Annotated in this window: 21 protein-coding genes; 10 read left to right on the forward strand and 11 right to left on the reverse strand. The window is 66.3% G+C overall.

All coding sequences use genetic code 11. The features are described 5' to 3' along the window. Window positions 1–13: 13 nt before the first annotated feature. The 7 genes from QA649_RS14315 to QA649_RS14345 form a co-directional block, all read right to left on the reverse strand. Window positions 14–640, reverse strand: a complete 627-nt coding sequence (locus QA649_RS14315) for an isoprenylcysteine carboxylmethyltransferase family protein (RefSeq protein WP_283024755.1) — start codon at window positions 638–640, stop codon at window positions 14–16. Window positions 641–667: 27 nt separating this feature from the next. Next, complete coding sequence (locus QA649_RS14320) at window positions 668–1,699, reverse strand: NAD-dependent epimerase/dehydratase family protein (RefSeq protein ID WP_283024756.1); 1,032 nt, start codon at window positions 1,697–1,699, stop codon at window positions 668–670. Window positions 1,700–1,728: 29 nt separating this feature from the next. Further along, on the reverse strand, window positions 1,729–2,247 hold the full coding sequence (locus QA649_RS14325; protein WP_283024757.1) for an Mpo1-like protein: 519 nt from the start codon (window positions 2,245–2,247) through the stop codon (window positions 1,729–1,731). A gap of 173 nt (window positions 2,248–2,420) precedes the next feature. Next, on the reverse strand, window positions 2,421–3,092 hold the full coding sequence (locus QA649_RS14330) for an OmpA family protein (protein WP_283024758.1): 672 nt from the start codon (window positions 3,090–3,092) through the stop codon (window positions 2,421–2,423). Beyond that, entirely contained in the window at window positions 3,092–3,508 is a 417-nt protein-coding gene (locus QA649_RS14335; protein WP_018640896.1) for a hypothetical protein, read from the reverse strand. Before QA649_RS14335 ends, QA649_RS14330 begins: the two co-directional genes overlap by 1 nt. 88 nt (window positions 3,509–3,596) lie before the next feature. Further along, entirely contained in the window at window positions 3,597–3,881 is a 285-nt protein-coding gene (locus QA649_RS14340; protein ID WP_283024759.1) for a type II toxin-antitoxin system HicB family antitoxin, read from the reverse strand. 8 nt (window positions 3,882–3,889) lie between these two features. Further along, window positions 3,890–6,472: a UvrD-helicase domain-containing protein gene (locus QA649_RS14345; protein WP_283024760.1), complete on the reverse strand. Its 2,583-nt coding sequence runs from the start codon at window positions 6,470–6,472 to the stop codon at window positions 3,890–3,892. A 231-nt stretch (window positions 6,473–6,703) separates the two neighbouring features. Here QA649_RS14345 and QA649_RS14350 point away from each other — a divergent pair, with 231 nt between their 5' ends. Then, a complete protein-coding gene (locus QA649_RS14350) occupies window positions 6,704–6,877 on the forward strand; it encodes a DUF1328 domain-containing protein (protein WP_008556598.1) in 174 nt (57 codons plus the stop codon). 16 nt (window positions 6,878–6,893) lie between these two features. Here QA649_RS14350 and QA649_RS14355 read toward each other — a convergent pair whose 3' ends face one another. After that, entirely contained in the window at window positions 6,894–7,400 is a 507-nt protein-coding gene (locus tag QA649_RS14355) for a thioesterase family protein (RefSeq protein WP_283024761.1), read from the reverse strand. Window positions 7,401–7,486: 86 nt separating this feature from the next. On the opposite strand from QA649_RS14355, the gene QA649_RS14360 reads away from it, so the two are divergent. The 3 genes from QA649_RS14360 to QA649_RS14370 all read left to right on the forward strand — a co-directional run bounded on the left by QA649_RS14360 (window position 7,487) and on the right by QA649_RS14370 (window position 10,834). Then, a complete protein-coding gene (locus QA649_RS14360; protein ID WP_283024762.1) occupies window positions 7,487–8,911 on the forward strand; it encodes an FAD-linked oxidase C-terminal domain-containing protein in 1,425 nt (474 codons plus the stop codon). An 88-nt stretch (window positions 8,912–8,999) separates the two neighbouring features. Continuing rightward, window positions 9,000–10,355, forward strand: coding sequence for a Spy/CpxP family protein refolding chaperone (locus tag QA649_RS14365; RefSeq protein WP_283024763.1), 1,356 nt, complete (start codon window positions 9,000–9,002; stop codon window positions 10,353–10,355). Between the two features lie 116 nt (window positions 10,356–10,471). Next, window positions 10,472–10,834, forward strand: a complete 363-nt coding sequence (locus QA649_RS14370) for a hypothetical protein (RefSeq protein WP_026311683.1) — start codon at window positions 10,472–10,474, stop codon at window positions 10,832–10,834. A 6-nt stretch (window positions 10,835–10,840) separates the two neighbouring features. Here the strand turns inward: QA649_RS14370 and QA649_RS14375 are convergent, their stop codons facing one another. From QA649_RS14375 to QA649_RS14385, 3 genes are all read right to left on the reverse strand, one after another. Continuing rightward, window positions 10,841–12,520, reverse strand: a complete 1,680-nt coding sequence (locus QA649_RS14375) for a SulP family inorganic anion transporter (protein WP_283024764.1) — start codon at window positions 12,518–12,520, stop codon at window positions 10,841–10,843. Between the two features lie 195 nt (window positions 12,521–12,715). After that, window positions 12,716–14,203: a caspase family protein gene (locus tag QA649_RS14380; RefSeq protein ID WP_283024765.1), complete on the reverse strand. Its 1,488-nt coding sequence runs from the start codon at window positions 14,201–14,203 to the stop codon at window positions 12,716–12,718. 142 nt (window positions 14,204–14,345) lie between these two features. Then, a complete protein-coding gene (locus QA649_RS14385) occupies window positions 14,346–15,266 on the reverse strand; it encodes a LysR family transcriptional regulator (RefSeq protein WP_283024766.1) in 921 nt (306 codons plus the stop codon). Between the two features lie 94 nt (window positions 15,267–15,360). On the opposite strand from QA649_RS14385, the gene QA649_RS14390 reads away from it, so the two are divergent. The 6 genes from QA649_RS14390 to QA649_RS14415 all read left to right on the forward strand — a co-directional run bounded on the left by QA649_RS14390 (window position 15,361) and on the right by QA649_RS14415 (window position 24,110). Next, entirely contained in the window at window positions 15,361–15,804 is a 444-nt protein-coding gene (locus QA649_RS14390; RefSeq protein ID WP_018640888.1) for a DoxX family protein, read from the forward strand. 353 nt (window positions 15,805–16,157) lie between these two features. Next, window positions 16,158–17,189: a TRAP transporter substrate-binding protein gene (locus tag QA649_RS14395; RefSeq protein WP_283024767.1), complete on the forward strand. Its 1,032-nt coding sequence runs from the start codon at window positions 16,158–16,160 to the stop codon at window positions 17,187–17,189. A 34-nt stretch (window positions 17,190–17,223) separates the two neighbouring features. Continuing rightward, complete coding sequence (locus tag QA649_RS14400) at window positions 17,224–19,077, forward strand: TRAP transporter large permease subunit (protein ID WP_283026026.1); 1,854 nt, start codon at window positions 17,224–17,226, stop codon at window positions 19,075–19,077. A gap of 12 nt (window positions 19,078–19,089) precedes the next feature. Then, entirely contained in the window at window positions 19,090–20,067 is a 978-nt protein-coding gene (locus QA649_RS14405) for a hydroxyacid dehydrogenase (protein WP_283024768.1), read from the forward strand. Window positions 20,068–20,296: 229 nt separating this feature from the next. Further along, a complete protein-coding gene (locus QA649_RS14410; RefSeq protein WP_283026027.1) occupies window positions 20,297–22,723 on the forward strand; it encodes an EAL domain-containing protein in 2,427 nt (808 codons plus the stop codon). 91 nt (window positions 22,724–22,814) lie between these two features. Next, window positions 22,815–24,110 (forward strand): MFS transporter, encoded by a 1,296-nt coding sequence (locus QA649_RS14415; protein ID WP_283024769.1) that lies wholly within the window; start codon window positions 22,815–22,817, stop codon window positions 24,108–24,110. Window positions 24,111–24,194: the final 84 nt, after the last annotated feature.

The following is a 24,194-nucleotide window of genomic DNA, read 5'->3' on the forward strand; positions in this document are numbered from 1 at the left end:
GGGGAGTCCGCCGTCACCGCGGCGAGGTGAACGGAATGATCATCGGCACGCGGCGGCAATAGGCGCCGTAGGCGTCCTCGCCGAGCTCCTTCGACAGGAACACCTCTTCCATCCGGCCCTTCTGCCACATGCCGAGCGAGATCAGGATCGCGCCGAGGATCGCCGTGACGGTGCCGACGGCGATGCCGGTCGCGAGCATGCCGGCGATCAGGCCGGTGTAGATCGGATGGCGCACGATACCGTAGGGGCCGGTGTCGATGACGCGATGGTCTTCCTTGTGGGTGATGGTGTTGGACCAGAATTTTCCGAGATGCAGCCGTCCCCACCAGGTGAAGGAGATGCCGGCGAGCACGATCAGCGCCGTGATGTAGACAGCCGTGTTGCTGAACACCCAGAGCGGCTTCTCGCCGAGCACTTCGGCGGTCCACGGCGTGAACAGGATGCCACCGACCAGGATCGGGATGCGATAGCGCCCGGACTCCAGCGTCATGACCTGCTTCTGGGTGCGGCCCTGCCAGAACGAGGCGCCGACCCAGCTGGCGAGCCAGGCGAGCCAGATCAGGGCGAGCAGTTGCGTCGGCCAGGTCGTGGTCCAGCCACCCCAGGCGACAGAGAGAAGCTTGCTGAAATCGAAGGACATGAAGGTTCTTTGCGTTAGGCGGCGGCTTCAGCCCGCGCGCGAGGACAGCGCGTGATGCTCGATGGCGCCGGAAGGCTGCTGGCCGTTGCGGGCGAGCAGATGGGTGATGGTTTCGCGCAGGACCGGCTCGATCGGGCGCGGCGAATAGCCGAGCTCGGTGCGTGCCTTGCCGATCGAGAGGTCGCTCGCGGCAAGCGCGATGCGCACGCCCTCGGCGGTGCCATTGGGCGGCCGGCGCGTGAAGTTGTCGGACAAATATTCGAGCATGATGCCGGAGAGCTCGGCGATCTTGCCGGGCACGACGACCGGGAACTGGCGGCGGCCGCTCATCGCCGACATCATCCGCAGGATGTTGCCCAGCGGCACGCAGTCGCCGCCGAGGATGTAGCGCTGGCCGATGCGGCCGCGCTCCATGGTCAGCACGAGGCCCATGGCGACGTCGCGGACGTCGACCAGATTAACCAGGAAGTTGAGATGCGGCTGCACCTTCTTCTGCAGGAAGTACCAGAGCATCGCCGTCGGCGGCGTCAGATTGTGGTCGGCGGCGCCGATCGGCATGGTCGGCGTGCCGATCACCAGCGGAAAGCCCTCGGCCGCGGCCTTGGCGGCATGATGCTCGGCGAGCGACTTCGACCGTGTATAGGCGCCCGGCATCGCCTCGGCCGGCTGCAGCGCCTCTTCGGCCGGAGCGCCTTTGAGGTCGGTATAGGGGAACAGGATCGATTCCGTCGAGCAGTGCAGGAAGCGCGACACGCCGTGCTTCATCGCGGCCGCCAGCACGACCTCGGTGCCGCGGCAGTTCACGTCGTGGAAGTCCTGCTTGTTCGCGACCCACATGCCGGGCAGGCCGGCAAGGTGATAGACCTGATCGACGCCGGACAGCGCGGTATCGACCGCGGCGCTATCCAGCACCGAGCCATGAACATAGTCGACGTCAGCGTTCGGCGCGGCCGGCGGACGAACATCGAGAACACGCACCCGCTGCCCACGGGCGCGGAGCGCTTCTACGAGATGATGTCCGATGAAACCGCTGCCACCGGTAACCAGTACGAGAGCCATGAAGAAGGTTTGCTGTTTCGCTTCTGGAGCTATCGGGTTGAAAGAGAATTGGTCGGAAGAGGCGCCAGAATCGCGGCAAGGTCGCGACGGAAGCCCAGTGCAATGAATAATTTTGCCATGACAAACATCGGTCCCAGCAAAAGATGCGAGGGAAACGTGAACAACGAGGCCTCGCGCCCCTCAAAAACCTTGTGGCCGATGGCCTGCGCGGCGAAGCCGAGCGCGACCAGGGCGGCAAAAATCGCCCACATCGTCACGGTGCTGACTTGCGCCGCAATGGTCGACGCGATCGAGAACAGCACGATGGAGACGGCCAGAATGCCGGCCCCGAGCGCCAGATCGAGCAGCAGCCAATAGATCAGGACCGGCAGGGCCAGGATCACCGCCAGGCTGACTTCGGACCCGAACAGCGGGACCTTCACCAGCGTCAGGGGCATCACCGCGCCCGTGAACAGCAGGAGGATGCCCACCACGTGCATCGCCGCGTTCCGGGGATCGCGATGGTACTCGACATAAACGGCAAGTTGGCGTTGAAAAAAGCCACCCATCTTGGTCTCATGCAGAACGGGGTCGGGGAAGGACGAACAGAGGCTATAGCACCTGATAGAGCAGTGCACAAACCGGCACTATTGTCGCGCAAGACCATACAGTCGCGCTGTGGGACAGATCACAAAACGATCAGGACTTCAAAGGGTTCCGTCGGACGCCTGGGAGCGTCTGCTTACCGCTTCTTGGCGGGCTTTTTCGCCGCAGGCGCAGGTGCCGCAGCCGGATGCGCGGGGGTGTCCTCGGGCACCTTCGCATAGGTCAGGATTTGCAACTGGCCGTTGACGGTCGATGTCGGCTTGGCCCGGTCGAGGAACTGCTCCTCGCCGAGACCGATCGGATGCAGCCGCTTGGTCGAGATCTTGAATGTGTTCACCAGCACGTCGCGGATCGCATCTGCCCGGCGCTGGCTCAGGATCGCGTTGGCCTCTCGCGTCTTCGAATTGGATTCGACGTGGCCGACGATCAGGAAGGTGTAGGGCAGCAGCGAGGAGTGAACCAGCGCGTCCGCGATGCGGCCGACGGTCTGGTAGGACGCCGGCTGGATGATCGGCGTGTCGGCATCGAACTGGATCTGCGCGTTGAAGGTGGGCAGCTTGGCGAGGTCGGGCGCGATCGGCGGCCGGTTCACCGGACCCGGATCGTTCTTGATCCTGGCCTTGGCGCGCTCCATCACCTGCTGCTTCAAGGCGGGGAGATCGACCTCGCCGGCCTCTTCGAAATGGTTCAGCTTGCCAACGATGTCGTCGCGGGTCGGCGCCGCCGTCTGCGCGCGTGCGGCTGCCGCGAGCAAAGCGAGGCCGAACGCAACGCATAGTCCGACGGTGGAGAGCCCCTTCGCGCGCATCAGCGATACCCCGCGTCGTCAACGGCCTTCAGGCAGTTGTTGCTGATGCCCTTGGGCGTCGAGACCAGGCAGGGGATCGACTTGCTGGTCTCCTTGGTCGAGCCGCCGCAGACCTTGACGATCTCGCGCTGACAGGCATTCGCCACGGTGACGCGCGCGGCGACGCGCTTCTGGATGGCGTCGAAGACGCCGAGATAGTCGCTCTGGCACTGCGGCGAGAGCACGTCGCGGTTGCGCGACAGACACTCCTTCAGCCGGGTCGAGTCCGGATTGACGCCGCGGCAATTGGCGACGATTTCCGCGCCACAGCTCGCTGCCAGCTTCCCGATCGAATCGCCAAAGCTCATGGTTTCCGCCGCCGCAAGCGACGGCATAACCAATGCCAGCACGATCAATGTGATGGAGCCCCGGACCATGGGTTTATCTGATACGGGGAAGTTCGCGGTGGTCAAGGGCTGTTCGGGGGAGAACTGTCGAGAGTCCGGCAAGTGCGGCGAACAGTCCTCACTCGGGATCGGCGAGGGGCGGCCATTCGATCAGGACGGCCGTGTGGTTCCTGAGGTCGTCGGCAACGGCAGGGTCGGCCTCGAGCTCGGCCAGCGTCCGCGGCGGGGGAAGCTGGCGGCCATCCTCCGTCAACTCCTGAGCATAGAATGCGAGCGCCTCAGGCGCATTCTCCAGGGCTTCTTCGACGTCGTCGCCGCCGGAGATGCAGCCCGGCAGGTCGGGAAACCACAGGCTGACGGCGTCCGGATCTGCGTCCTCGATGATGGCAACGTACTGAGCCATTTCGGGCCTCACGCCCGCTGCACAAAGCTGTCCACGACCTTCTTCTCACCGGCCTTGTCGAAGGCGATGGTGAGCTTGTTGCCGTCGATCTTGGTGACGCGGCCATAGCCGAATTTCTGGTGGAAGACGCGGTCGGAGAGCGAAAATTCCGAGGTCGTCCCGGTGGATTTGGCGACCAGCTCGCCCTCGATGGTCAGGGGACCGCGGCGGCGCGAGGAGAAGCTGCCGAAATCCGGTCCGGATGACGAGGACGATGAGAACGTCGCGGCTTCTTCCTCGAAGCCGCCGCTTCTGCCGCCGCTATTGCGGCCACCGCCGCGGTTGCGGTTGGCTTGCGCCCGCTGCCAGCCCGGCGTCGTGTAGCTGGAGCCGAACGCTTCCATGTCGTCGAAGCGCGAGGCGCCGTAGCCGCCGGTGCCGCCCCAGGCCGAGCCGCCCTTGGATTCCGTGATCTCGACGTTGGCCGCCGGCAGTTCGTCGAGGAAGCGCGAGGGGATCGTGGTCGACCAGGTGCCATGGATGCGACGGTTGGTCGCGAAATAGATCATGGCGCGGCGGCGTGCGCGGGTCAGGCCGACATGGCCGAGCCGGCGCTCTTCCTCGAGGCCCGCGCGGCCCTGTTCGTCCAGCGTGCGCTGGCTCGGGAACAGGCCTTCCTCCCAGCCGGGCAGGAACACGTTGTCGAATTCGAGGCCCTTGGCCGAATGCAGCGTCATCAGCGACACCGCGTCCTCCTCGGCGCCGCCGTCGCGGTCCATCACCAGCGAGATGTGCTCCAAAAACCCTTGCAGGTTCTCGAACTCCTCCATCGAGCGCACGAGCTCTTTCAGGTTCTCCAGCCGGCCCGCAGCGTCCGCCGAGCGGTCCTTCTGCCACATCTCGGTGTAGCCGCTCTCATCGAGCACGATCTGGGCCAAATCAGTGTGCGCGGTGACCTCGCGCTGGGCGCGCCAGCGGTCGAACTGGGCGACGAGGTCGCGAAGTGACCCACGCGCCTTCGGCTTCAGCTCGTCGGTCTCGACCACCGCGCGCGCCGCCTCGAACAGCGGAATGCGACGCTTGCGGGCGCGGTCGTGCAGCATCTGCACGGTGGCATCGCCGAGGCCGCGCTTCGGCGTATTGACGATGCGCTCGAAGGCGAGATCGTCCGCGGGCGAATTGATGACGCGCAAATAGGCGAGCGCGTCGCGGATTTCAGCGCGCTCGTAGAAGCGCGGGCCGCCGATGACGCGATAGGGCAGGCCGAGCGTGACGAAACGGTCTTCGAACTCGCGCATCTGGTAGGAGGCGCGCACGAGAATGGCGATCTCGTTGAGCTTCTCGCCCTGGCGCTGCAGCTGCTCGATCTCCTCGCCGATGCCGCGGGCTTCCTCTTCCGAATCCCAGGAGCCGGTGACCGTGACCTTCTCGCCGTCCTGGTCCTCGGTGCGCAGCGTCTTGCCGAGCCGGCCTTCATTATGCGCGATCAGATGCGAGGCGGCGGCGAGGATGTGACCGGTGGAGCGGTAGTTGCGCTCGAGGCGGATCACCTTGGCGCCGGGGAAATCGTGCTCGAAACGCAGGATGTTGTCGACCTCGGCGCCGCGCCAGCCATAGATCGACTGGTCGTCGTCGCCGACGCAGCAGATGTTTTTGGTGGAGCCTGCAGCCGCCACCGTCATTCCGGGATGCGCCGAAGGTGCAGACCCGGAATCTCGAGCTGAGGGCTCATCTCCGGATTCCGGATTCGCGTCTTCGACGCGCTCCGGAATGACGGCTTGCGCGGCAGCCTTCGACGGTGCCTGCGACAGCAGCCGCAGCCACAGATATTGCGCGACGTTCGTGTCCTGGTACTCGTCGACCAGGATGAACTTGAAGCGCTGCTGATACTGCCGGAGGATATCCGGGTGCTCGCGGAAGATGCGGATGTTCTCCAGCAAGAGATCGCCGAAATCGGCCGCGTTCAAAATCTTCAGCCGCTCCTGATAACTCGCATAGAGCTTGCCGCCCTTGCCGTTGGCGAACATCGCGGCCTCGCCCGAGGGCACCTGCGAGGGCATCAGGCCGCGGTTCTTCCAGCCGTCGATCAGGCCGGCCAGCATGCGCGCCGGCCAGCGCTTGTCGTCGATGTTCTCGGCCTGGAGCAGCTGCTTGAGCAGCCGCACCTGGTCGTCGACGTCGAGCACGGTGAAGTTGGATTTGAGCTGCGCCAGCTCGGCATGGAAGCGCAGGATGCGGCCGCCGATGGAGTGGAAGGTGCCGAGCCACGGCATGCCTTCCACGGCGTGGCCGAGCATCTGGCCGAGCCGGTGCTTCATCTCGCGCGCGGCCTTGTTGGTAAAGGTCACCGACAGGATCTCGGCGGGGCGGGCGCGGCCCTGGCTCAGGATATGGGCGATGCGCGTGGTCAGCACGCGCGTCTTGCCGGTGCCGGCGCCGGCCAGCACCAGGACCGGGCCGTCCAGCGTCTCCACCGCCTCGCGCTGCTCGGGATTGAGCCCGGACAAATATTTCGGGCCCACCGAGGCACGCGCACGCGCGGCGATGCCGCCGGCTGCGGGCTGGTGGTCGGGTACGCTGGTGATCTTGCTCGGCTCTGTCATGCGAATCATTTGGCCCCACGATGGCACCGCGGGGTGACGGGAGGGAGCCTTCTTAACAGGGATTGGCTCCTATATGGGGCGGCGAGGCGGGTTTTCCACGTGCGCGGCGGCCCGATTTGTTCCAGCGCGAGGTGCGAATTTCGCCGTTAGACGTGCAGGAACCATCGTTCCCGCGTCGAGATTGTCTGGGCAGGTGGCGCGGCCAGCCGTGCCGAGAGACATCAAGACGAGGGTTTGACCATGCTAGGCTGGGTTGTGACGTTTCTGGTTATCGCACTGATCGCCGGCATCCTGGGCTTCGGCGGCATCGCCGGCGCCTCGATCGAGATCGCCAAGATCATCTTCTTCATCGCGGTCGTCTTGTTCCTGGTCTCGGCCGTGGTCGGCTTGGCGCGCGGCCGCAACAGGATATAGCGCGCCGGATCATGCACTAACGCTTCGAGGGCATCGCTACATTCCTGCCGATGCCCTCGGGCAGCACCAGGGCGCTGTGGGCCCTGGCGATGCCTGCAATGCGCTGCTGGATATCGGGCGGAAACGGCGCAACGCGCCGCGCCTTCATGTCCATGTGCAGCGACATGTTTTCGGACGTTGCGGACAGCCAGCCCTCGGTGCCGTGCCTCATCTCCTCGAAGGTATGCAGCCGCTTGTCGTCGGCTTCCAGCAGCCACACCAGGATCTGCACGGGATCGCCGAGATGGATCTCGCGCAAATAGCGCACATGGCATTCGGCGGTGAAGGTCGAGCCGTGACGCTCTTTCTTGTAGACCGGACCGATTCCGAGCTCGAGCCAGAACTCGTCGATCGCGCGGTCGAACATCACGTTGTAATAGGCCATGTTGAGATGGCCGTTGTAGTCGATCCATTGCGGCTCGATCTGCATGATCGAGGAGCGGAACGGCTCCGCGTCGGGCGCTGTGGCGGCGGTCTCCGGCATGTGTCCTTCCCAAGCTATGCGTCCGGTCCCTTGACTTGACCGGTTATATGTCCTTTGCCACGGTTGTTCTGTCGGGAGGAATTTCCGTGGGTACGACCATCACCAATAATCCGCCGCGGCCGGAGCCGAAAGCCCTCGCGAGCGCGCTGGAACAGCTTGCCGCACGCTTCGGCAACCGCCTCGTCACCTCGCAGGCCGTCCGCGAGCAGCACGGCCATACCACCACGTGGATCGTCAACCAGCCGCCTGACGGCGTGGTGATGGCGCAGGAGACCGCCGACATCCAGGACGTGGTGCGGATCTGCGCGAAGAACCGCGTGCCCGTGATCGCCTTCGGCACCGGCACCTCGCTGGAGGGCCAGGTCAACGCGCCCGCCGGCGGCATCTCGATCGATTTGCGCGACATGAACAAGGTGCTCGCGGTGCATGCCGAGGACCTCGACTGCGTGATCCAGCCCGGCGTCACCCGCAAGGCGCTGAACGAGCATCTGCGCGACCAGGGCCTGTTCTTCCCGATCGATCCCGGCGCGGACGCTTCCCTCGGCGGCATGGCCTCGACCCGCGCCTCCGGCACCAATGCGGTGCGCTACGGCACCATGCGCGACAGCGTGCTGGCGCTGAAGGTGGTGCGCGGCGACGGCGAGATCATCACCACAGGCACGCGCGCGAAGAAATCGTCCGCGGGCTACGACCTGACGCATCTGTTCGTCGGCGCCGAAGGCACGCTCGGCATCATCTCGGAGCTGACGATCCGCCTGCGCGGCATTCCTGATACGATCGCGGCCGGCGCGGTGTCGTTCGAGACCGTGCATGGCGCGTGTCAGGCCGTGATCCTGGCGATCCAGACCGGCATTCCCGTGGCGCGCATCGAGCTGCTCAATGCCGCGCAGGTGAAGGCCTGCAATGCGTACTCGAAGCTGACGCTGCCGGAGACGCCGCTGCTGCTCATGGAATTCCACGGCAGCGAGATCGAGGTTGCCGAGCAGTCCAAGGCGTTCGGCGAGATCGCGAAGGACTGCGGCGGCGGCGATTTCTCCTGGACCACCAAGCCGGAGGATCGCACCAAGCTGTGGCAGGCGCGGCACGACGCCTATTGGTCGGTGAAGGCGCTGCGCCCCGGTGACAGCATCGGAGTGGTCGCGACCGACGTCTGCGTGCCGATCTCGCGGCTTGCCGACTGCGTCAGCGAGACCGAGGAAGATCTCAAGCGCCTCAATTTGTTGTCGCCGATCGTCGGCCATGTCGGTGACGGCAATTTCCACTGCTCGCTGGTCTGCGACACCAACGATGCCGCCGAGATGGCGCGCGGCGAGGAGTTCATGCATCGCCTGGTCGAGCGCGCCCAGTCGATGGACGGCACCTGCACCGGCGAGCACGGCATCGGCCAAGGCAAGCAGAAATACCTCAGGGCCGAGCTTGGCCCCGAGGCGCTCGACGCGATGCGGGCACTGAAGAAGGCGCTCGATCCGCTCAACATCTTCAACCCCGGCAAGATCGTGCCGGAGGCGTAACGCAGTCCGGGAACTTTCGGCAGCCGGGGCGGTTCCAATTCCCGACAATTTCCGATGCCTCAATGGCGCGGCTTTGCGGGAGGATGCGATGTTGCGACCGGTCATTGGAATTGCTGTGATGGCGCTTGCCTGCCTGCTGGCGGGGACGGCTCTGGGCAAGGGCGGCGGCGGTCACGGCGGCGGACATGGCGGTGGTCACGGCGGTGGTCACGGCGGCGGGCATCACGGCGGTGGTCATGGCGGTGGCCATCACGGCGGCGGACATGGCCATCATGGCGGCGGCCATTTCCGTGGCCACGGCTTCGGGCATGCGCATGGTGGCGGTCATCATCGCGCGATGCGGTTTGCAACCGGCGCCCGACACGGCTCGAATTTCGGTCAGATCCGCAATGCGTCCGTGCGCCCTGCGAACTTCCGCAACGCTCTCAATTTGCATTCCAGCGCTTTCCGCAACGGTCGTCTGATCAGCAACCCGGCGGCGCGCGCCCAGATCACGGCGGCGGCCGCGCTCGCGGGCTGGCACGGTGCCAGCAGCGGATGGTGGCAGCATCCAGGCGGCGGCTACGGCTGGGTCGGACCGCTGTTCTGGCCGTTCGCCTATAACGATCTCTACGACTACACGATCTGGGGCGACGGTCTCGGCTTCTGGGGCTACGGCTATCCGGACATCTATGCCGGCCTCTTCGGCCCCTATGGCTATGACGGGCTGTCGGCCTATCTGCCGCAGCGCCCGCAGGGACGGCGGCAAGCGCGCGGCGTTGCGCTGGATCAGCTGTGTGGCAGCGACCGCCGCGAGATCGTCGGTCTGCCGATCGACCAGATCGCCGCCGCGGTGCAGCCCACCGAGGCGCAAGGCGCCAGTCTCGATGCACTCGGCAGTGCCTCGATCGACGCTGCCGCGCTGATCCGCACATCCTGTCCGACTCAGGTCGCGGCGACGGCACCCGGCCGGCTGGCGGCGATGCAGCAGCGTGTCGAGGCGATGGTGAAGGCCGTCGATCTCGTTCAGCCCACCCTCGATAGGTTCTATGGTTCGCTCACCGACGAGCAGAAGGCGCGGTTCAATGCGCTGGCCGAAGATCAGCGCCGTGCGACGGCGTCCAACGGCAGCGGGGGATCGTTGGTCCAGACTTGCGGTGCGTCTGCCGCGCTCGATTGGCCCGGCACCGACATCGAGGCGAGGCTTCACCCCAACGATACGCAGCGCGCGGCGCTACAGGTGCTCCAGGACACCAGTGCCAAGGTCAGCGCATCGCTCAAGGCGGCCTGCCAGCCCAGCGAGGTGATGACGCCGCCGGCGCGAATGGCCGCGGTCCGCAAGCGGCTCGATGTGATGCTCGACGGCGTCAAATCGGTGCGCGCGGCGCTGGAGGATTTCTACGCCACGCTGAATGACGAACAGAAGGCGCAGTTCGAGGCCATCGGACCACGCCGGACGTCCTGAATGCGTAGAGAGTGTGACGGAAAAATCCGCCTCGCCGATCTCGACAGGCCTCTCTATGCTGGGGAGAGGCTGAAGCGCGGCAATATGACGGCGCGAAGACCGCGGATGGTGAGGCGATGAGTTGGTTCGCGCGCAAGATGCGCCAGGACATCTGGGACGAAGCCATCGAGGGACCGCTCGGCGACATCGAGGCCGCCGCACGCATTCGTGCGATCTGCGAGGCGGCGGCCGCGAGCGCGGCGGGGTCGGCGCGCAACGACAGGCGCGAAAGCGCGCGCTACGAGCGCGCGGCCAAGGTCGCGATGGAGATCGCGATGAAGATCTCGGATGGACTGATGCGCGATGATGCGGTCCATCGCATCGTCGATCTCTGCATGGAGGCGGGCGACCTCAAGACCGCGCAGATCCTGTTTCGCGCGATCCATGCCAGCTGGATCCGCGAGACGGTGCAGCGGGACCATCCGACACTGGCGCAGTAAGGGCGGTTATTTCCCCAGCTTGCGCACGGCCTCGTCCACGCTGTGGAAGACGCGCTCGCGGGGCAGGGCGTCGTACAATCTGAAGCGCTCGAATGCGTCCTGTGCGCGCACCGATTCCAGCCGTGCCAGCGCGACGGTGACGCCCTGTTCGTTGCACGCCTTGAAGATCTCGAGCAGGATCTGCGCGGCGGTGAAGTCGATCTCGACCATGCCGCTCGCTTCCAGCACCAGGAGTTGCGGCGTCGCCGTGCCGAGCACCTTCGCCACGTCGCTGCGGAAGCCCGGTGCGTTGAGGAAGGAGAGCGGCGCCTGCAGCCCGATCACGGCAACGCCGTCGATGTGCTCGCCGCTGATGTGGGGATGGGCCGGCCACCAGATCGTGGTGCCCGGCACGCGCTCGAACTCGACCAGACGCGCCCGCGTCGTGCTCCAGATGCCGTGCAGCAGCGACAGCACGATGCCGAGGAACGCGCCCTGCTGGATCGGGAGCACGATGATCAGCGCCGCGGTCGCGATGATCAGCAGGAATTCGCTTCGGGATTGCCGGTAGATCGTGACGATCTGCTTCGTGCGGACAATGCGCAGCGCGACGAACAGCAGGATACCGCCGAGCGCCGCGTCCGGAACGTGCCGCAACAGCCCGGTGCCGAATGCGAGCAGCGCCAGCACGATCGCCGCGGCCGCAAGTCCCGCGAGCTGCGATTGTCCGCCGGTCTCGGCGACGATCCCCGTGCGCGGAGGGCTGGCATTGACCGGAAACGCGCCGAACAGGCCGGACAGCACGCTGCCGGCGCCTGCGCCGAGGAAGTCGCGATCGACGTCGGCGGGCTTGTCGGGATCGGACGGGAACGAGCGCGTGGTCGCGGCGGTCTGCACCATCACCACGACCGTAATCACGAAGGCGAGCGACACCAGATGCACCCAATGCTCCGGCGCAAGCTCGGGCAGGGTGAGTCGTGGCAGCGTCCCCGGCACGCTGCCGACGACGCTGACGCCCTTGCTTTCGAGGCCGAGCGCGATCGTGGCCAGCGTCGCGGCGACGAGCCCGATCAGCGCGCCCGGAATTTTTGCGCTGATCTTCTCGGAGATGAAGACCATGGCGAGCACACCGAGGCCGATGCACAGCGTGAAGGGATTGCTGCGGTTGAGCTCGCCGGCGAGCACACCGATGCGATCGAGCGTCGGCCCGCTCGGCGACTTCAGTCCCAGCACGCCGGGCAATTGCGACACGATGATGTGGACGGAAATGCCGGCGAGGAAGCCGACCATGACCGGCACCGACAGGAGGTTGGCGATGCCGCCAAGGCGGAAGGCGCCGCCGGCGAGCATCATCGCGCCGACCATCAGCGCCAGCGCGACCGCAAACCCCTGATATTCCGGCGAGCCGGCTGCGGCGAGCGCCGCAAGTCCGCCGGCGAAGATCGGCGTGATCGTGGAGTCGGCGCCGCAGGACAGGAAGCGGTTGCCGCCCAGCAGCGCAAAGCCGAGCGAGCCGGCCATGAACGCGAAGAAGCCGATCTGCGGCTCAAAGCCGCCAAGCCGCGCGGTGGCCATCTGCTCCGGGATCGCAATCGCCGCCAGCGTCAGCCCCGCCATCAGGTCGCCCGGCAGCGAATAGGAGGCGAGCGAGCGGAACAGCGGCCAGGCGTGCTCTTTTGAGCTCTTGGCGTCGGTGTCGTGCGGCATCGAGGTCCCCGGAAAGCCTGTGTCCATCGATTAGACTACAGCATTTCCGGATTGGAAGGCGGAGGACGCAATCTCTCGACATCCGTCGTCATTGCGAGCGCAGCGAAGCAATCCAGATTCCCACCGCGGCGGCAGTCTGGATTGCTTCGCTGCGCTCGCAATGACGGAGGACATACTGTCCTCCGTATCTCCCCCTCAGTACCGGCCGCGGTCGTTGTGATAATCGCCGCCGCGGCCGCCACCGCCCAGGCCCATGCCGAGGCCAATCCCGATGCCGATGCCTTGCATCACGGCGGCAGGCGGCGGGCCGCGATCCGGCGGCGGGGCGCGCTCGTACACCACGTCTTCGGGCGGCGGGCGGCGCGGCTTCGGCGGCGTCTCGACCACCTTGCGCTTCGGCGGCGTCTCGTCGACGCGCTTCTTGATGACAGGCGCCACCGCCGGGTTGACCGGAGAGGCGGGAGGCGTGGGCGTCGAGCACGGGCAGGTCGGCGCCATCGCGACGGCGATCGGAGCGGGCGTGGCCGCGGCGGCAACCGGCAAGGCATAGTTGCGGTTCTGCACGCGGAGCAGCAGCCTGCGCGCGGTTGCCGCGAGGTCGCTGTTGTCCCAGTTCGCGAGGTAAGCCTCGAACGAGGCGCGGGTGTTGATCGCGACCGCGCGCTCCCAGGCCAGCATCTGGCGCCGGCGCTCCACCACCGTGCGCAGCCGCGGCGTGCGGGCGTCTTGCGCGTACAGCTCGATATAGGCCTGATACGCCTCCACGGTGTCATCAGTGATCACGAGCTCATAGGCGGCCTTCGGCTCCTTGCCCTGCAAATCCCGGCGCCAGTCCGCGACGCTGCGCGTGCCGCTGGCGAGCGCCATGGCGGATGCGCCCGGGAGAGCCGCCTGCTGGCTGCTGTCGCCGCCGAAGAACTTGAAGTCGGTCGTCAGCGACGAGCTTTCCCAGGGGATCTGTCGTCCGTCGGTCGATTGCGCCACCGCGACGCGGATGCGCTTGAACACTTCCTCGATCGGCAGATTGGGCTGCTTGGCGATGGTCAGCGCTGCCATGGTGTAGGGGCTGTCGATGCCGTTGCCGTCCTCGGCTTCGGCGCCGGGCGAGGTCGAGTAGGAAATGAAGGAGCCGGGCGCGCCGGCCTTGGTGTCGACGATCGCAAGCCCGTGGCCGGCGCCGCTGAGCGCGGGGAACGGGTTGTTGCGGCAGGCATCGAGCATGAAGATGCGCGCCCGCGTCGGCAGCGCGCCGAGCGTGTTGAGCATGTCGTTCAGCCGCACGCCCTGGAGCGGAATGTCGGCCTCGCGCTTGGGATCGAGGTCGACGGGCACCAGATAGTTCTCGCCGTCGATCTGCAGGCCGTGGCCGGCATAGAACACCAGCGCGACGGTGTCGGCGCCGCTGGCGCTGACCTTGCCGGCGAAGTCCGAGATCGCCGCGCGCATCTCGTTCTGGCCGAGATTGGCTGCCGACGTGACGGTGAAGCCGGCGTTGCCGAGCAGTTCGGTCATGCCCTTGGCGTCGTTGGCGGCGTTGGGCAGTTCCGGCACGGTGCGATAGGCGGACTGGCCGATCACCAGCGCAAGCCGCGCTTCGGCCGCGGCATCGGTCGGCATCGTCAGTTGTGTGAGAGCAAGAAGGCCGGACGCAAGCAGCAAATTGGAAAGGACTGGACGGCGCATGGTGTCACCTCCATCGGCAATGCGCGCGATGATGTCACCTTTTCTACGTCTGGGCCATGACGCCGTCTGTGCGCTGGCTCACGCTTGGCGTGCGACAAATCGGCAGGATGTCTGCCCGGCTGGCGCGTCCGGCCGTAGCGCGTCACGGCAGTCCGCGGTCCCAGGGCGTCACGGGCGCAAAGCGCGCGGCGAGAAAGTCGATGAAGGCGCGCACCTTGGCCGGCGGCCGGCGGTCGGGCAGGTAGACCGCATGCACCGCCGACGTCTGGATCTCCGGCTGATCGAGCGGCAGCGCGACGAGCGCGCCTGAGCGCAGATCGTCGGCGATGATGAAGGTGGGTTGGCGCGCAAGGCCAAGGCCGGCCAGCGTCGCCGCGCGCAGCGCATCGCCGTTGTTGGCACGCAAGGTGCCGTTGACCTGGACGCGGATCTCGCCCTCCGCGCCGAACAGCCATTCCGCCGCGCTCGCCTGCTGCGAGAGCGTGTAGCCGAGGCAATTGTGTCCGGTGAGGTCGGCGACGGTGCGCGGCGTGCCGTGCCTGGCAAGATAGGAAGGTGCCGCACAGACCACGAGGCGGTTCGGCGCGAGCTTTCGCGCGACCATGCTGGAGTCGCGCAAGCTGCCGATGCGGATCGCGAGGTCCCAGCCTTCCTCGGCGAGGTCGACGAGGCGATCGTTGAGACCGAGCTCGACGGTGACCTCGGGATGGGCGGCCGAAAACTCCGCGATCGCAGGCGCGATCTGCCTTGTACCGAACACGACGGGGACGTTGACGCGCAGCAGACCGCGCGGCTCGACACGTTCGCGCGCGATCGCCGCGTCGGCGGCCTCCATGTCGGCGAGGATGCGCTCGGCCGATTCCAGATAGCTCCGTCCGGCCTCGGTGATGGAGAGCCGCCGGGTGGTGCGGTGGAACAGTTTTGTGCCGAGCCTCGCCTCCAGCGAGGCGACATGCTTGGTCACCATGGTCTGCGACAGGCCCATCGCCCGGGCCGCGCCGGAGAGGCTGCCGGCTGCGGCCACCCTCGCGAAGACTTCCAGGCTGGTCAGGCGGTCGAGCAAACTATTTCACTCTGCCGGTGTGAGGTATATTTCGAAAATAGCAGATTATCATCGATTTGAGAATAGATCATGGTGCGCCGCAAAGGAGACCGCCATGATCGATTCCCGTACCGCCCCTTACGCCGCGCTCGTGCTGCGCGTGACCCTGGGCGCGCTGTTCCTCGCCCATGCCAGCCTGAAGCTGTTCGTGTTCACCCCGGCTGGCACCGCAAAGTTCTTCGGCAGCCTCGGCTTCCCGCCCGAGCTCGCCTATCTCATCATGACCGTGGAAGTGCTGAGCGGCGTCGCGCTGATCCTCGGCGTCTGGACCCGCTACGCGGCGCTCGCGGGCATTCCGATCCTGCTCGGCGCGATCTTCTCGGTGCACGGCGCGGCCGGCTTCTTCTTCTCCAATCCGAAGGGTGGCTGGGAATTCCCTGCCTTCTGGGCGATCGCGCTCGCGGCGCAGGCCCTGCTCGGCGACGGCGCCTACGCGCTGCGTCCCTCGCGTGATGTCCAGGCTGCGGGCGGCCAGCTCAGCGGCGCGCATTCGCGCTGACGTCACGGCATTCGCTTAGACCTTGCGAGCCGCGGGATCACGATCCCGCGGCTTTCGCTCGTCTGCTTCGTACTGATCCAATCGATATGCGTTCGGCATTGATCCATACCTGAATTGGATCGATCCCTCTCAATCCTGCATGGCCGGCCTCGTCGCTGCCGTGCGGCATGCGCGAAAACACCGACAAATAAAGGCGTTCCGTCGCGGTTTCCGCAGGGCGCCTGTCGCTCGCGCCATCGCGCCGCCGCCGGCCGCATCCCTTGCCTGTGCCGTCGCTTTGGCCATACAGTCGAGCCAACACGCCGCGACAATGATCGCGGCTGCAAAAAGAATAATTGGGGAGAGACCGCACCATGACCATCGTGCCCGTGAACCGCCGCGCGTTCATCAAGTCATCGGCGGCGGTCACCGCCGGCCTCGTGCTTTCTCCCGCCATCATCGGCCGCGCCGAAGCTGCGACGCTGAAGCTGAAATGCTCCTCCTCGCTGCCGAATGATCCCAAATTCGCCAATGGCCGCGTCTACTACGACAACCTGGTCAAGAACCTGAAGGGCAACGGCCTCGGCGAGCAGGTCGAGGTCGCCTTCTTCCCGGACAACCAGCTCGGGCAGGAGATCGACGTCATCAATTCGGTGAAGCTCGGCGTCATCGACCTCATGGTGTCGGGCTCGTCGATCTCGGCCAATCTGGTGCCGCTGGTCGGCACCTTCGATCTCGGCTTCCTGTTCTCGAGCTTTCCGCAGCAGACCAAGGCGTTCGATTCCGGCGCCGCCAAGCCGATCGAGGACGCGCTGCTCAAGGGCGGCAACATCCGCATCATCGCCTGGGCCTATAATTTCGGCTCGCGCAGCGTGCTGGCGAAGAAGCCGGTGAAGACGCCGGAGGATCTCGCCGGCCTCAAGATCCGCACCCTGCCCAATCCCGTCATCACCGAATGCCTGCGCCTGATGGGCGCGGCCGCAACGCCGCTGGCCTTCGGCGAGATCTACACGGCGTTGCAGGCCGGCGTGCTCGACGGCCTCGAGCACGATCCGCCGACGATCCTGGCCAGCAAGTTCTTCGAGACGGCAAAATTCTACGCGCTGACACAGCACAATTTCTCGCCGCTGGCGATCTATTTCAGCGACATGACCTACAACCGCATGGATCCGAAGCTGCGCGAGGGTTTCCTCGATGCCGCGAAGAAGGCTGCGGTCGACACCCGCGCCCATGGTCTTGCGGTCGAGAAGGAGGCGCTGGCGACGCTCGGTGAGAAGGGCGTGACGGTGGCCGAATGCGACCGCGAAGCCTTCAAGAAGCGCGTCGCGCCGCAATACGAGAACTTCATCAAGGCACGGCCGGAATCCAAGCCGGTCATCGACATGATCCGCGCGACGCAAGCCTGATGGCCAAATCCCAATGGCCAAGTCCGAAATGGCGATGACAGCCGCCGTGCCGCTCTCGGGCGGCCGCCACGGCAGCATGACGCTTCTGCTTCGCGTCAGCGACGCGATCGCGGCCATTCTGCTGGCCGCCGATCTCGTGGTCGTCTGCGCCTCCGTGCTGCTGCGCTTCTTTTTCAATGCGCCGGTCGAATGGTCCGACGACGTCGCGCGCGGATTGATGGTCGGCTCGGCCTTCTTCGGCGCGGCGAGCGCGCTCGCGCGCGGCGAGAATGTCGGCGTCTCCTTCTTCTGCGATCTCCTGCCGGTGCGGCTGCGCTCGCTGGTCGATGCCGCCAGCGCACTGCTGATCGTGCTGATCTCCGGTTACGTCGCCTATCACGCCATCAAGCTGGGCTCGCTCACCGCCGGCCAGACCACCGGCTCCGGCCTGCCGCTGGAATTGACCTTCTACCCGATGGGCATCGGCGCGCTGTTCATGACGGTGTTCGCGATCGACCATCTCTGCGCGCGGCCGCTGCCTGATATCGTCAGGGGCCTCATTGCGATCATCGTGGTGAGCGGCCTCTATTTGGCCTGGGATTATCTGTCGCCGTCCTCGGTGCCGTCGGCGGGCACCTTGATGCTGATCGGCTTCTTCGCGACCCTGTTCGGCGGCTTGCCGATCGGCTTTGCGCTGGCGCTTGCCGCGCTGATCTTCATCTGGGTCGAGGGCGCGCTGCCCGGCGTCATCTTCGCGCAGCAGATGGCGCGCGGCATCGACAATTTCGTGCTGCTCGCGATCCCGTTCTTCATCCTCGTCGGCTACCTCATGGAAGCCAACGGCATGTCGGTGCGCCTGATCGAGCTGTTGCAGCGCGCCGTGGGGCGGATGCGCGGTGGCCTCAACGTCGTGATGGTCGCTTCGATGGTGCTGTTCTCGGGGATATCAGGCTCGAAGATGGCCGACGTCGCCGCAGTCGGCTCGGTGCTGATCCCAGCCGCGCGCCGCTCCAAGCAGAATCCCGGCGGCGCGGTGGCGCTGCTGGCGGCCTCCGCGGTGATGGCGGAAACCATTCCGCCCTGCATCAACCTGATCATCCTCGGCTTCGTCGCCAACCTGTCGATCGGCGGCCTGTTCATGGCCGGGCTGCTGCCGGCGGCGCTGATGGCGCTGGTGCTGATCGCGGTCTCCATCATCTTCGGCAAGCCGCCGGCGGAGGCCGAGGACGTCGCGCCGCAGGCGCCGGTGTCCGGGCTCTGGAGCGGCGCGATCGCGGCGTTCGGCCTGATCTTCATGATTTTCTTCGGCTTCAAGAGCGGCTTTGCCACGGCGACCGAAATCTCCGCCTTTGCCGTCGCCTATGCGCTGGTCGTCGGCAGCGTCGTGTTCCGCGAGCTCAACTTCAAGACGGCCGCGCACAGTTTTGTCCAGGCCGCGACCAGGGCAGGGCTCGTGCTCTTCATCGTCGCCGCTGCGCAGTCGCTGGCCTTCACGCTGACCCTGCAGCAGGTGCCGCATGCGGTCGGCGATTTCATGCTGGGACTGTCGAAGACCTCGGGCGTCTGGCTGTTCATCCTGCTCGCGATCGTCGTGCTGATCGTGATGGGCTCGGTGCTGGAGGGCGCGGCTGCGCTGATCATCTTCGGGCCGTTGCTGCTGCCGGTCGCGGTTCAGCTCGGCGTCGATCCCCTGCATTTCGGCGTCGTACTGGTCATCGCGATGGGGATCGGCCTGTTCGCGCCGCCGCTCGGGCTCGGGCTCTACGGTGCCTGCCTGATCGGCAACGTGCCGATCGAGCAGACGGTGAAGCCGATCATGGGCTATCTTGGCCTCTTGTTCCTCTGCCTGCTCGTCATCGCCTTCGTGCCATGGCTCTCGACCGCGCTGCCGCGGGCATTCGGCTACTGAAGGAGTCTTGTCGTGAAGGTCCTGCTCGCGCACACGCCGGAGATGCGGCGCAATTACTACGGCGATCGCAGCCTGAACGGCCTGCGCGCGGCCGCCGAGGTGATCCTGCACGAAAGCGATGAGACTTTGGATGCAGCCGGCCTCGTGCGCGCCGCCAAGGACGCCGACATCATCGTCGCCGACCGCATGACGGAGGGGCGCGGCGAGATCTTTGCGCAACTGCCGCGCTTGCGGGCCTTCGTCCGCTGCGCCGTCGACATCCGCAACGTCAATGTGGATGCGGCTTCGCAGGCCGGCGTGCTCGTGACCCGCGCCGGCCCGGGCTTCGTGCAGGCGGTTGCCGAGCTCGCGCTCGGCTTCATGGTCGATCTCTCCCGCGGCGTGTCGCGGACGACGGCGGACTACCAGGCCGGCCGCAAGCCGGAAGCGCGGATGGGCCGCCAGCTCGCCGGCAGCAAGGTCGGCATCATCGGCTATGGCAGCATCGGGCGCTACCTCGCCGAGATCGCGAAGGTGCTGCGCATGGAGGTGCTGGTCTCCGATCCCTTCGCGACCGTCAGCGATGCCGCGATCAGGCAGGCCAGTCTCGACGAGCTGCTCGCCGCATCGGACTACGTCGTCTGCCTCGCCATCGCCAACGAGCAGACCGAGAATCTGATCGGGGAGGCCGCGCTGGCGCGCATGCAGAAGCATGCCGTTTTCATCAATCTCTCGCGCGGCAATCTCGTCGACGAGGCCGCGCTCGCACGCGCGTTGCGCGAGAACCGCATCGCCGGCGCGGCGATGGATGTCGGCCGCGCGCCCGATCAGATGCCGACGCCCGAGCTTGCGAAGCTGCCGAACGTCATCGCGACCCCGCATGTCGGCGGTTTGACGCCGCAGGCGATCGAGTACCAGTCGCTGGAGACCGTGCGGCAGGTGCAAGCGATTGTGCGGGGCGAGGTGCCGCAAGGCGCCGTCAACGCCGAGCGCTGGACGCGGCGCTCCTGAGAACGCGGCCTGACTTGAACCTCGTCCTCGTCCGCGACGTCGGGCAAAACCGGCAAGTTATTTCCAGTCTGCAGCGGTTTGCAGGGCAGTCGTTAACTAAGGCGCGCAATGCGGCACGCCCGGGTTCCGAAATTGTGCAGTTCTTAACCCCGATCCTTGTCCGATAGAAGTTCCGGCGGCTCAACCACAAGTTCGTGCCGCCGCGCCGAAGGGGGACGTGCGGATCAAGATGGGCGGCCGCGATCAGAACGATCAGGATCGGAAGCGGAAGACCGGATGGTGGCGTGCCGCGCCGCTGCTCGGGCTGTATCGCCCTGCGCTGGTCGCGGTCGCCGTCGGGCTTCTGTTCTCGATCGTGGGCGCGGCCGCCGTTGCGCGCTGGGAAAACCGCGTCAACAGGATCGAGTTCGAGAACGCGGCCGAGACCGAAGCGATCGTCATGCAGCACGGCATGGGCGAGTACATCTCCCGGCTCGTCGCGCTGCGCACGCTGTTCGAATCCACCAACGAGCAAATCACCCGCAGCGAATTCGAGACCTTCAGCGCGCGCCTGTTCGAGCGCCATCCCGGCATGTTGCGCATCGCCTGGCTGCCGCGCGTCAATCGCAAGGAGCGCGCCGACTACGAGGCCGCCGCGGTCGCGGACGGCGTGTCGGGCTATCGCATCAAGTCGCTCCAGGGCGATGCCTTCGCGGCCGCGCCGCAGAGCGACGAATATTTCCCGGTGTTCTACTCGACGCAGCCGAAGACGTCGCAGGTCTACGGCATGGATTACACGAGCATCCCGGAACGCCTTGCGGTGCTGGAGCGTGCCCGCGACAACGATGGGGTTGCGGCCGTCCGCACCCGTCTCTACGAGCCCAGGGAAAGCGGCCGGCTGCCCGACGTCCTCGTCGCCATTCCCGTCTACGCCAAGGGAACGTCGCGCGACACGGTCGCGGACCGGCGCCGCAATCTGGCCGGCTTCGTGGTCGGCGTCTTCGATCTGCCGCTGCTGATCCAGTCCATTCGCGTGACCACCGGAGCAAGCCCCGCGGTCAGCGTGAACGTCTATCCGCCCTTCACCGGCCAGATCGTCAGCCTCGAGGACATGCTGCCGGACTATTCGTCCGCCGCCACCGCGCCGCAGTCGATGCGCGACGTCGCGCGGACCCTGCATTGGTCGGGCGGTCTCAAGATCGGCGATACCGACTGGCAGGTGCGCGCCATGCCGACCGCCGGCGGCGCGCTGGAGACGGCCTATGATCGCGCGGTCGCGGTCCTCATCGTCGGCATGCTGCTGACGCTGTCGCTGTCGACCTATCTCATGCTCGCCAGCCGCAATTCGCGGCGGCTGTCGCTGGCGAACCGGCGGGTGCTCGAGCTCGCCCAGACCGACATCCTGACCGGCCTGCCGAACCGCGCCTTCTTCCTCGCCCGGCTCGACGAGCTCAACCGACAGCTCGACGATAACGGCGCGGCCTTCTCGATCCTGATGCTCGACCTCGACCGCTTCAAGAACGTCAACGACTCCCTCGGTCACGGCGCCGGCGACGTGCTGCTGCGCCAGGTCGCGCAGCGGCTGAAATCTGCGCTGCGCGCCACCGACGTGCTGGCGCGGCTCGGCGGCGACGAGTTCGCCGTCATCCAGGGGGCTTGCGAGGATCAGCGCGCCTGCGCCACGGAGCTCGCGGGGCGGGTCGCCAAGCTCGTGGCACAGCCGTTCCTGCTGCCCGGCCATCGCGTCGAGATCGGCACCAGCATCGGCATCGCCATCGCGCCGGATCACGGCAGCGATCACGAGCAGCTGCTGAAGAAGGCCGACCTTGCGCTCTACCGCTCGAAATCGGCGGGCCGCAACTGCTTCACCGTTTACGACGAGGCGATGTCGGCCGAGCTCGAGGCGCGCAACACGCTGGAAGGGGATTTGCGCGACGCCATCGCGCGCTGCCAGCTCGAGGTGCACTACCAGCCGTTCGTCGATGCCACGGGCGGCGTGCGGCGCGGCTTCGAGGCGCTGGTGCGCTGGCGGCATCCGAGCCGCGGATTGATCCCGCCGGACCAGTTCATTCCGCTGGCCGAGGAGACCGGGCTGATCGTTCCGCTCGGCGAATTCGTGCTGCGGCGCGCCTGCGCGGATGCGGCCGGCTGGTCCTCCGACCTGATGGTCGCCGTGAATCTCTCGCCGATCCAGTTCAAGGAAGCCGAGCTGTTCGAGATGATCTGCGCGGCGCTCGCCGATTCCGGCCTGCCGCCGCCGCGGCTCGAGATCGAGATCACGGAATCGGTGCTGCTGGAGCGCGGCGTCGAGAACCTCGCCTTCATGGAGCGGCTGAAGAGCATCGGCATCGAGCTCGCGCTCGACGATTTCGGCACCGGCTATTCCTCGCTCAGCTATCTCGTCGCGTTCCCGTTCGACAAGATCAAGATCGACAAGTCGTTCATCCGCAACCTCACGCACCAGCCGCGCTCATCCGCCATCATCTCCTCGATCGTGACGCTGGCGCGAGGGCTCGACATGTCGGTCACCGCCGAGGGCGTCGAGACGGCCGAGGAGTTCGAGCGGCTGAGGGCGCTCGGCGTCAATTTCGCCCAAGGCTATCTGTTCGGGCGTCCGCAGCCGGTCGACGAGATCGAACTGGATGCGACCGAATCCTCCCGGCTCGACGCCGCCTGAGTTCATCGCCCGCTGGGCATGCGCGAAAAGCGCTTGACCCGGGCGGTCCCGGATGGTCGGTAGCACCGTCTAGGGATGAAACAAAAACACCATGCGGCTTCCGTTCTTCTACGGCTGGGTCGTGGTCGCCGTGACCTTCGTCACCATGGCCATCGGCGTCAACGCGCGCACCGCCTTCTCGTTGTTCTTTCCGCCGATCATCTCCGAATTCGGCTGGGAGCGCGGCGTCACCGCCGGCGCCTTCTCCTTCGGCTTCGTGGCCTCCGGCGTTGCGAGCCCGCTGATCGGCCGCCTGATGGATCGCGCAGGTCCGCGCGCGGTGATGGAGCTCGGCGTCGTGCTGATGGGGGGCGGGTTGCTGCTCGCACCGCTCACCAGCCAGCCCTGGCATCTCTATCTCACCATCGGCGTCATGGTCGGCGCCGGCAGCGTCTGTCTCGGCTATTCCGGCCAGTCGCTGTTTTTGCCGAACTGGTTCATCCGCAAGCGCGGCTTTGCCATCGGCATCGCCTTCGCCGGCGTCGGCATCGGCTCGGTGACGCTGCTGCCATGGGTGCAGCACATGATCGAGCAGACCGGCTGGCGCACCGCCTGCACCGCCATGGGCCTGCTCGTCCTGATCGCGCTGGCGCCGATCAATCTGCTGCTGCACAAGCGCCCCGAGGATATCGGCCTGCGGTCGGACGGCGATGCCGCACCAGCCGCAGGCGCGGCAAAGCCGATCTCCAACGTGGTCGACCCCGTCTGGGTCAATACCGAATGGACGCTGAAACGCGCCGTCGCGACCGCGCGGTTCTGGTGGATCGCGGTCGGCTATTTCTCCGGCCTGTACATCTGGTACGCCGTGCAGGTGCATCAGACGAAATTCCTGCTCGATATCGGTTTCAGCCCCGGCGTCGCGGTGTGGGCGCTCGGCATCGTCAGCCTGCTCGGCATTCCCGGCCAGATCGTGCTCGGCCACATCTCCGATCGCATCGGGCGTGAGTGGGTCTGGGCGATCAGCTGCGCAGGCTTTGCGATCTGTTTCGCAGCGCTGATCGCGCTCAAGTTCCAGCCGTCGCTGTGGCTGGTCTACGTCATGGTGTTCACGCAAGGCGCGCTCGGCTACGGCCTCACCTCGATCATGGGCGCGGTGGTGTTCGAGATTTTCCAGGGCAGGCACCAGGGCAGCATCTTCGGCACCATCATGCTCGCGGCATTGGCGGGCGGTGCGGCCGGTCCCTGGCTGACGGGCCTGCTCTACGATCGCACCGGCGACTACACGCTCGCCTTTGCCATCGCCATGGTCGTGAGCGGCTTGTCGGCGCTGTCGGTGTGGCGGGCCTCGCCGGGCAAGGTGCGCGCCGTAGCCGGGCGGCTGCACAGGCTCAAACCGGCATCCGAATAGGTTCCGGACGCATCAAGATACGTCTGCCGTTTTCGCCAAGCGTTAAGCATGCTGCCTCTTGGCGCGGTGCGGCGGAATTGCAAA

Origin of the sequence: Bradyrhizobium sp. CB1717, assembly GCF_029714325.1 — a bacterium.
Classification (GTDB): Bacteria; Pseudomonadota; Alphaproteobacteria; order Rhizobiales; family Xanthobacteraceae; genus Bradyrhizobium.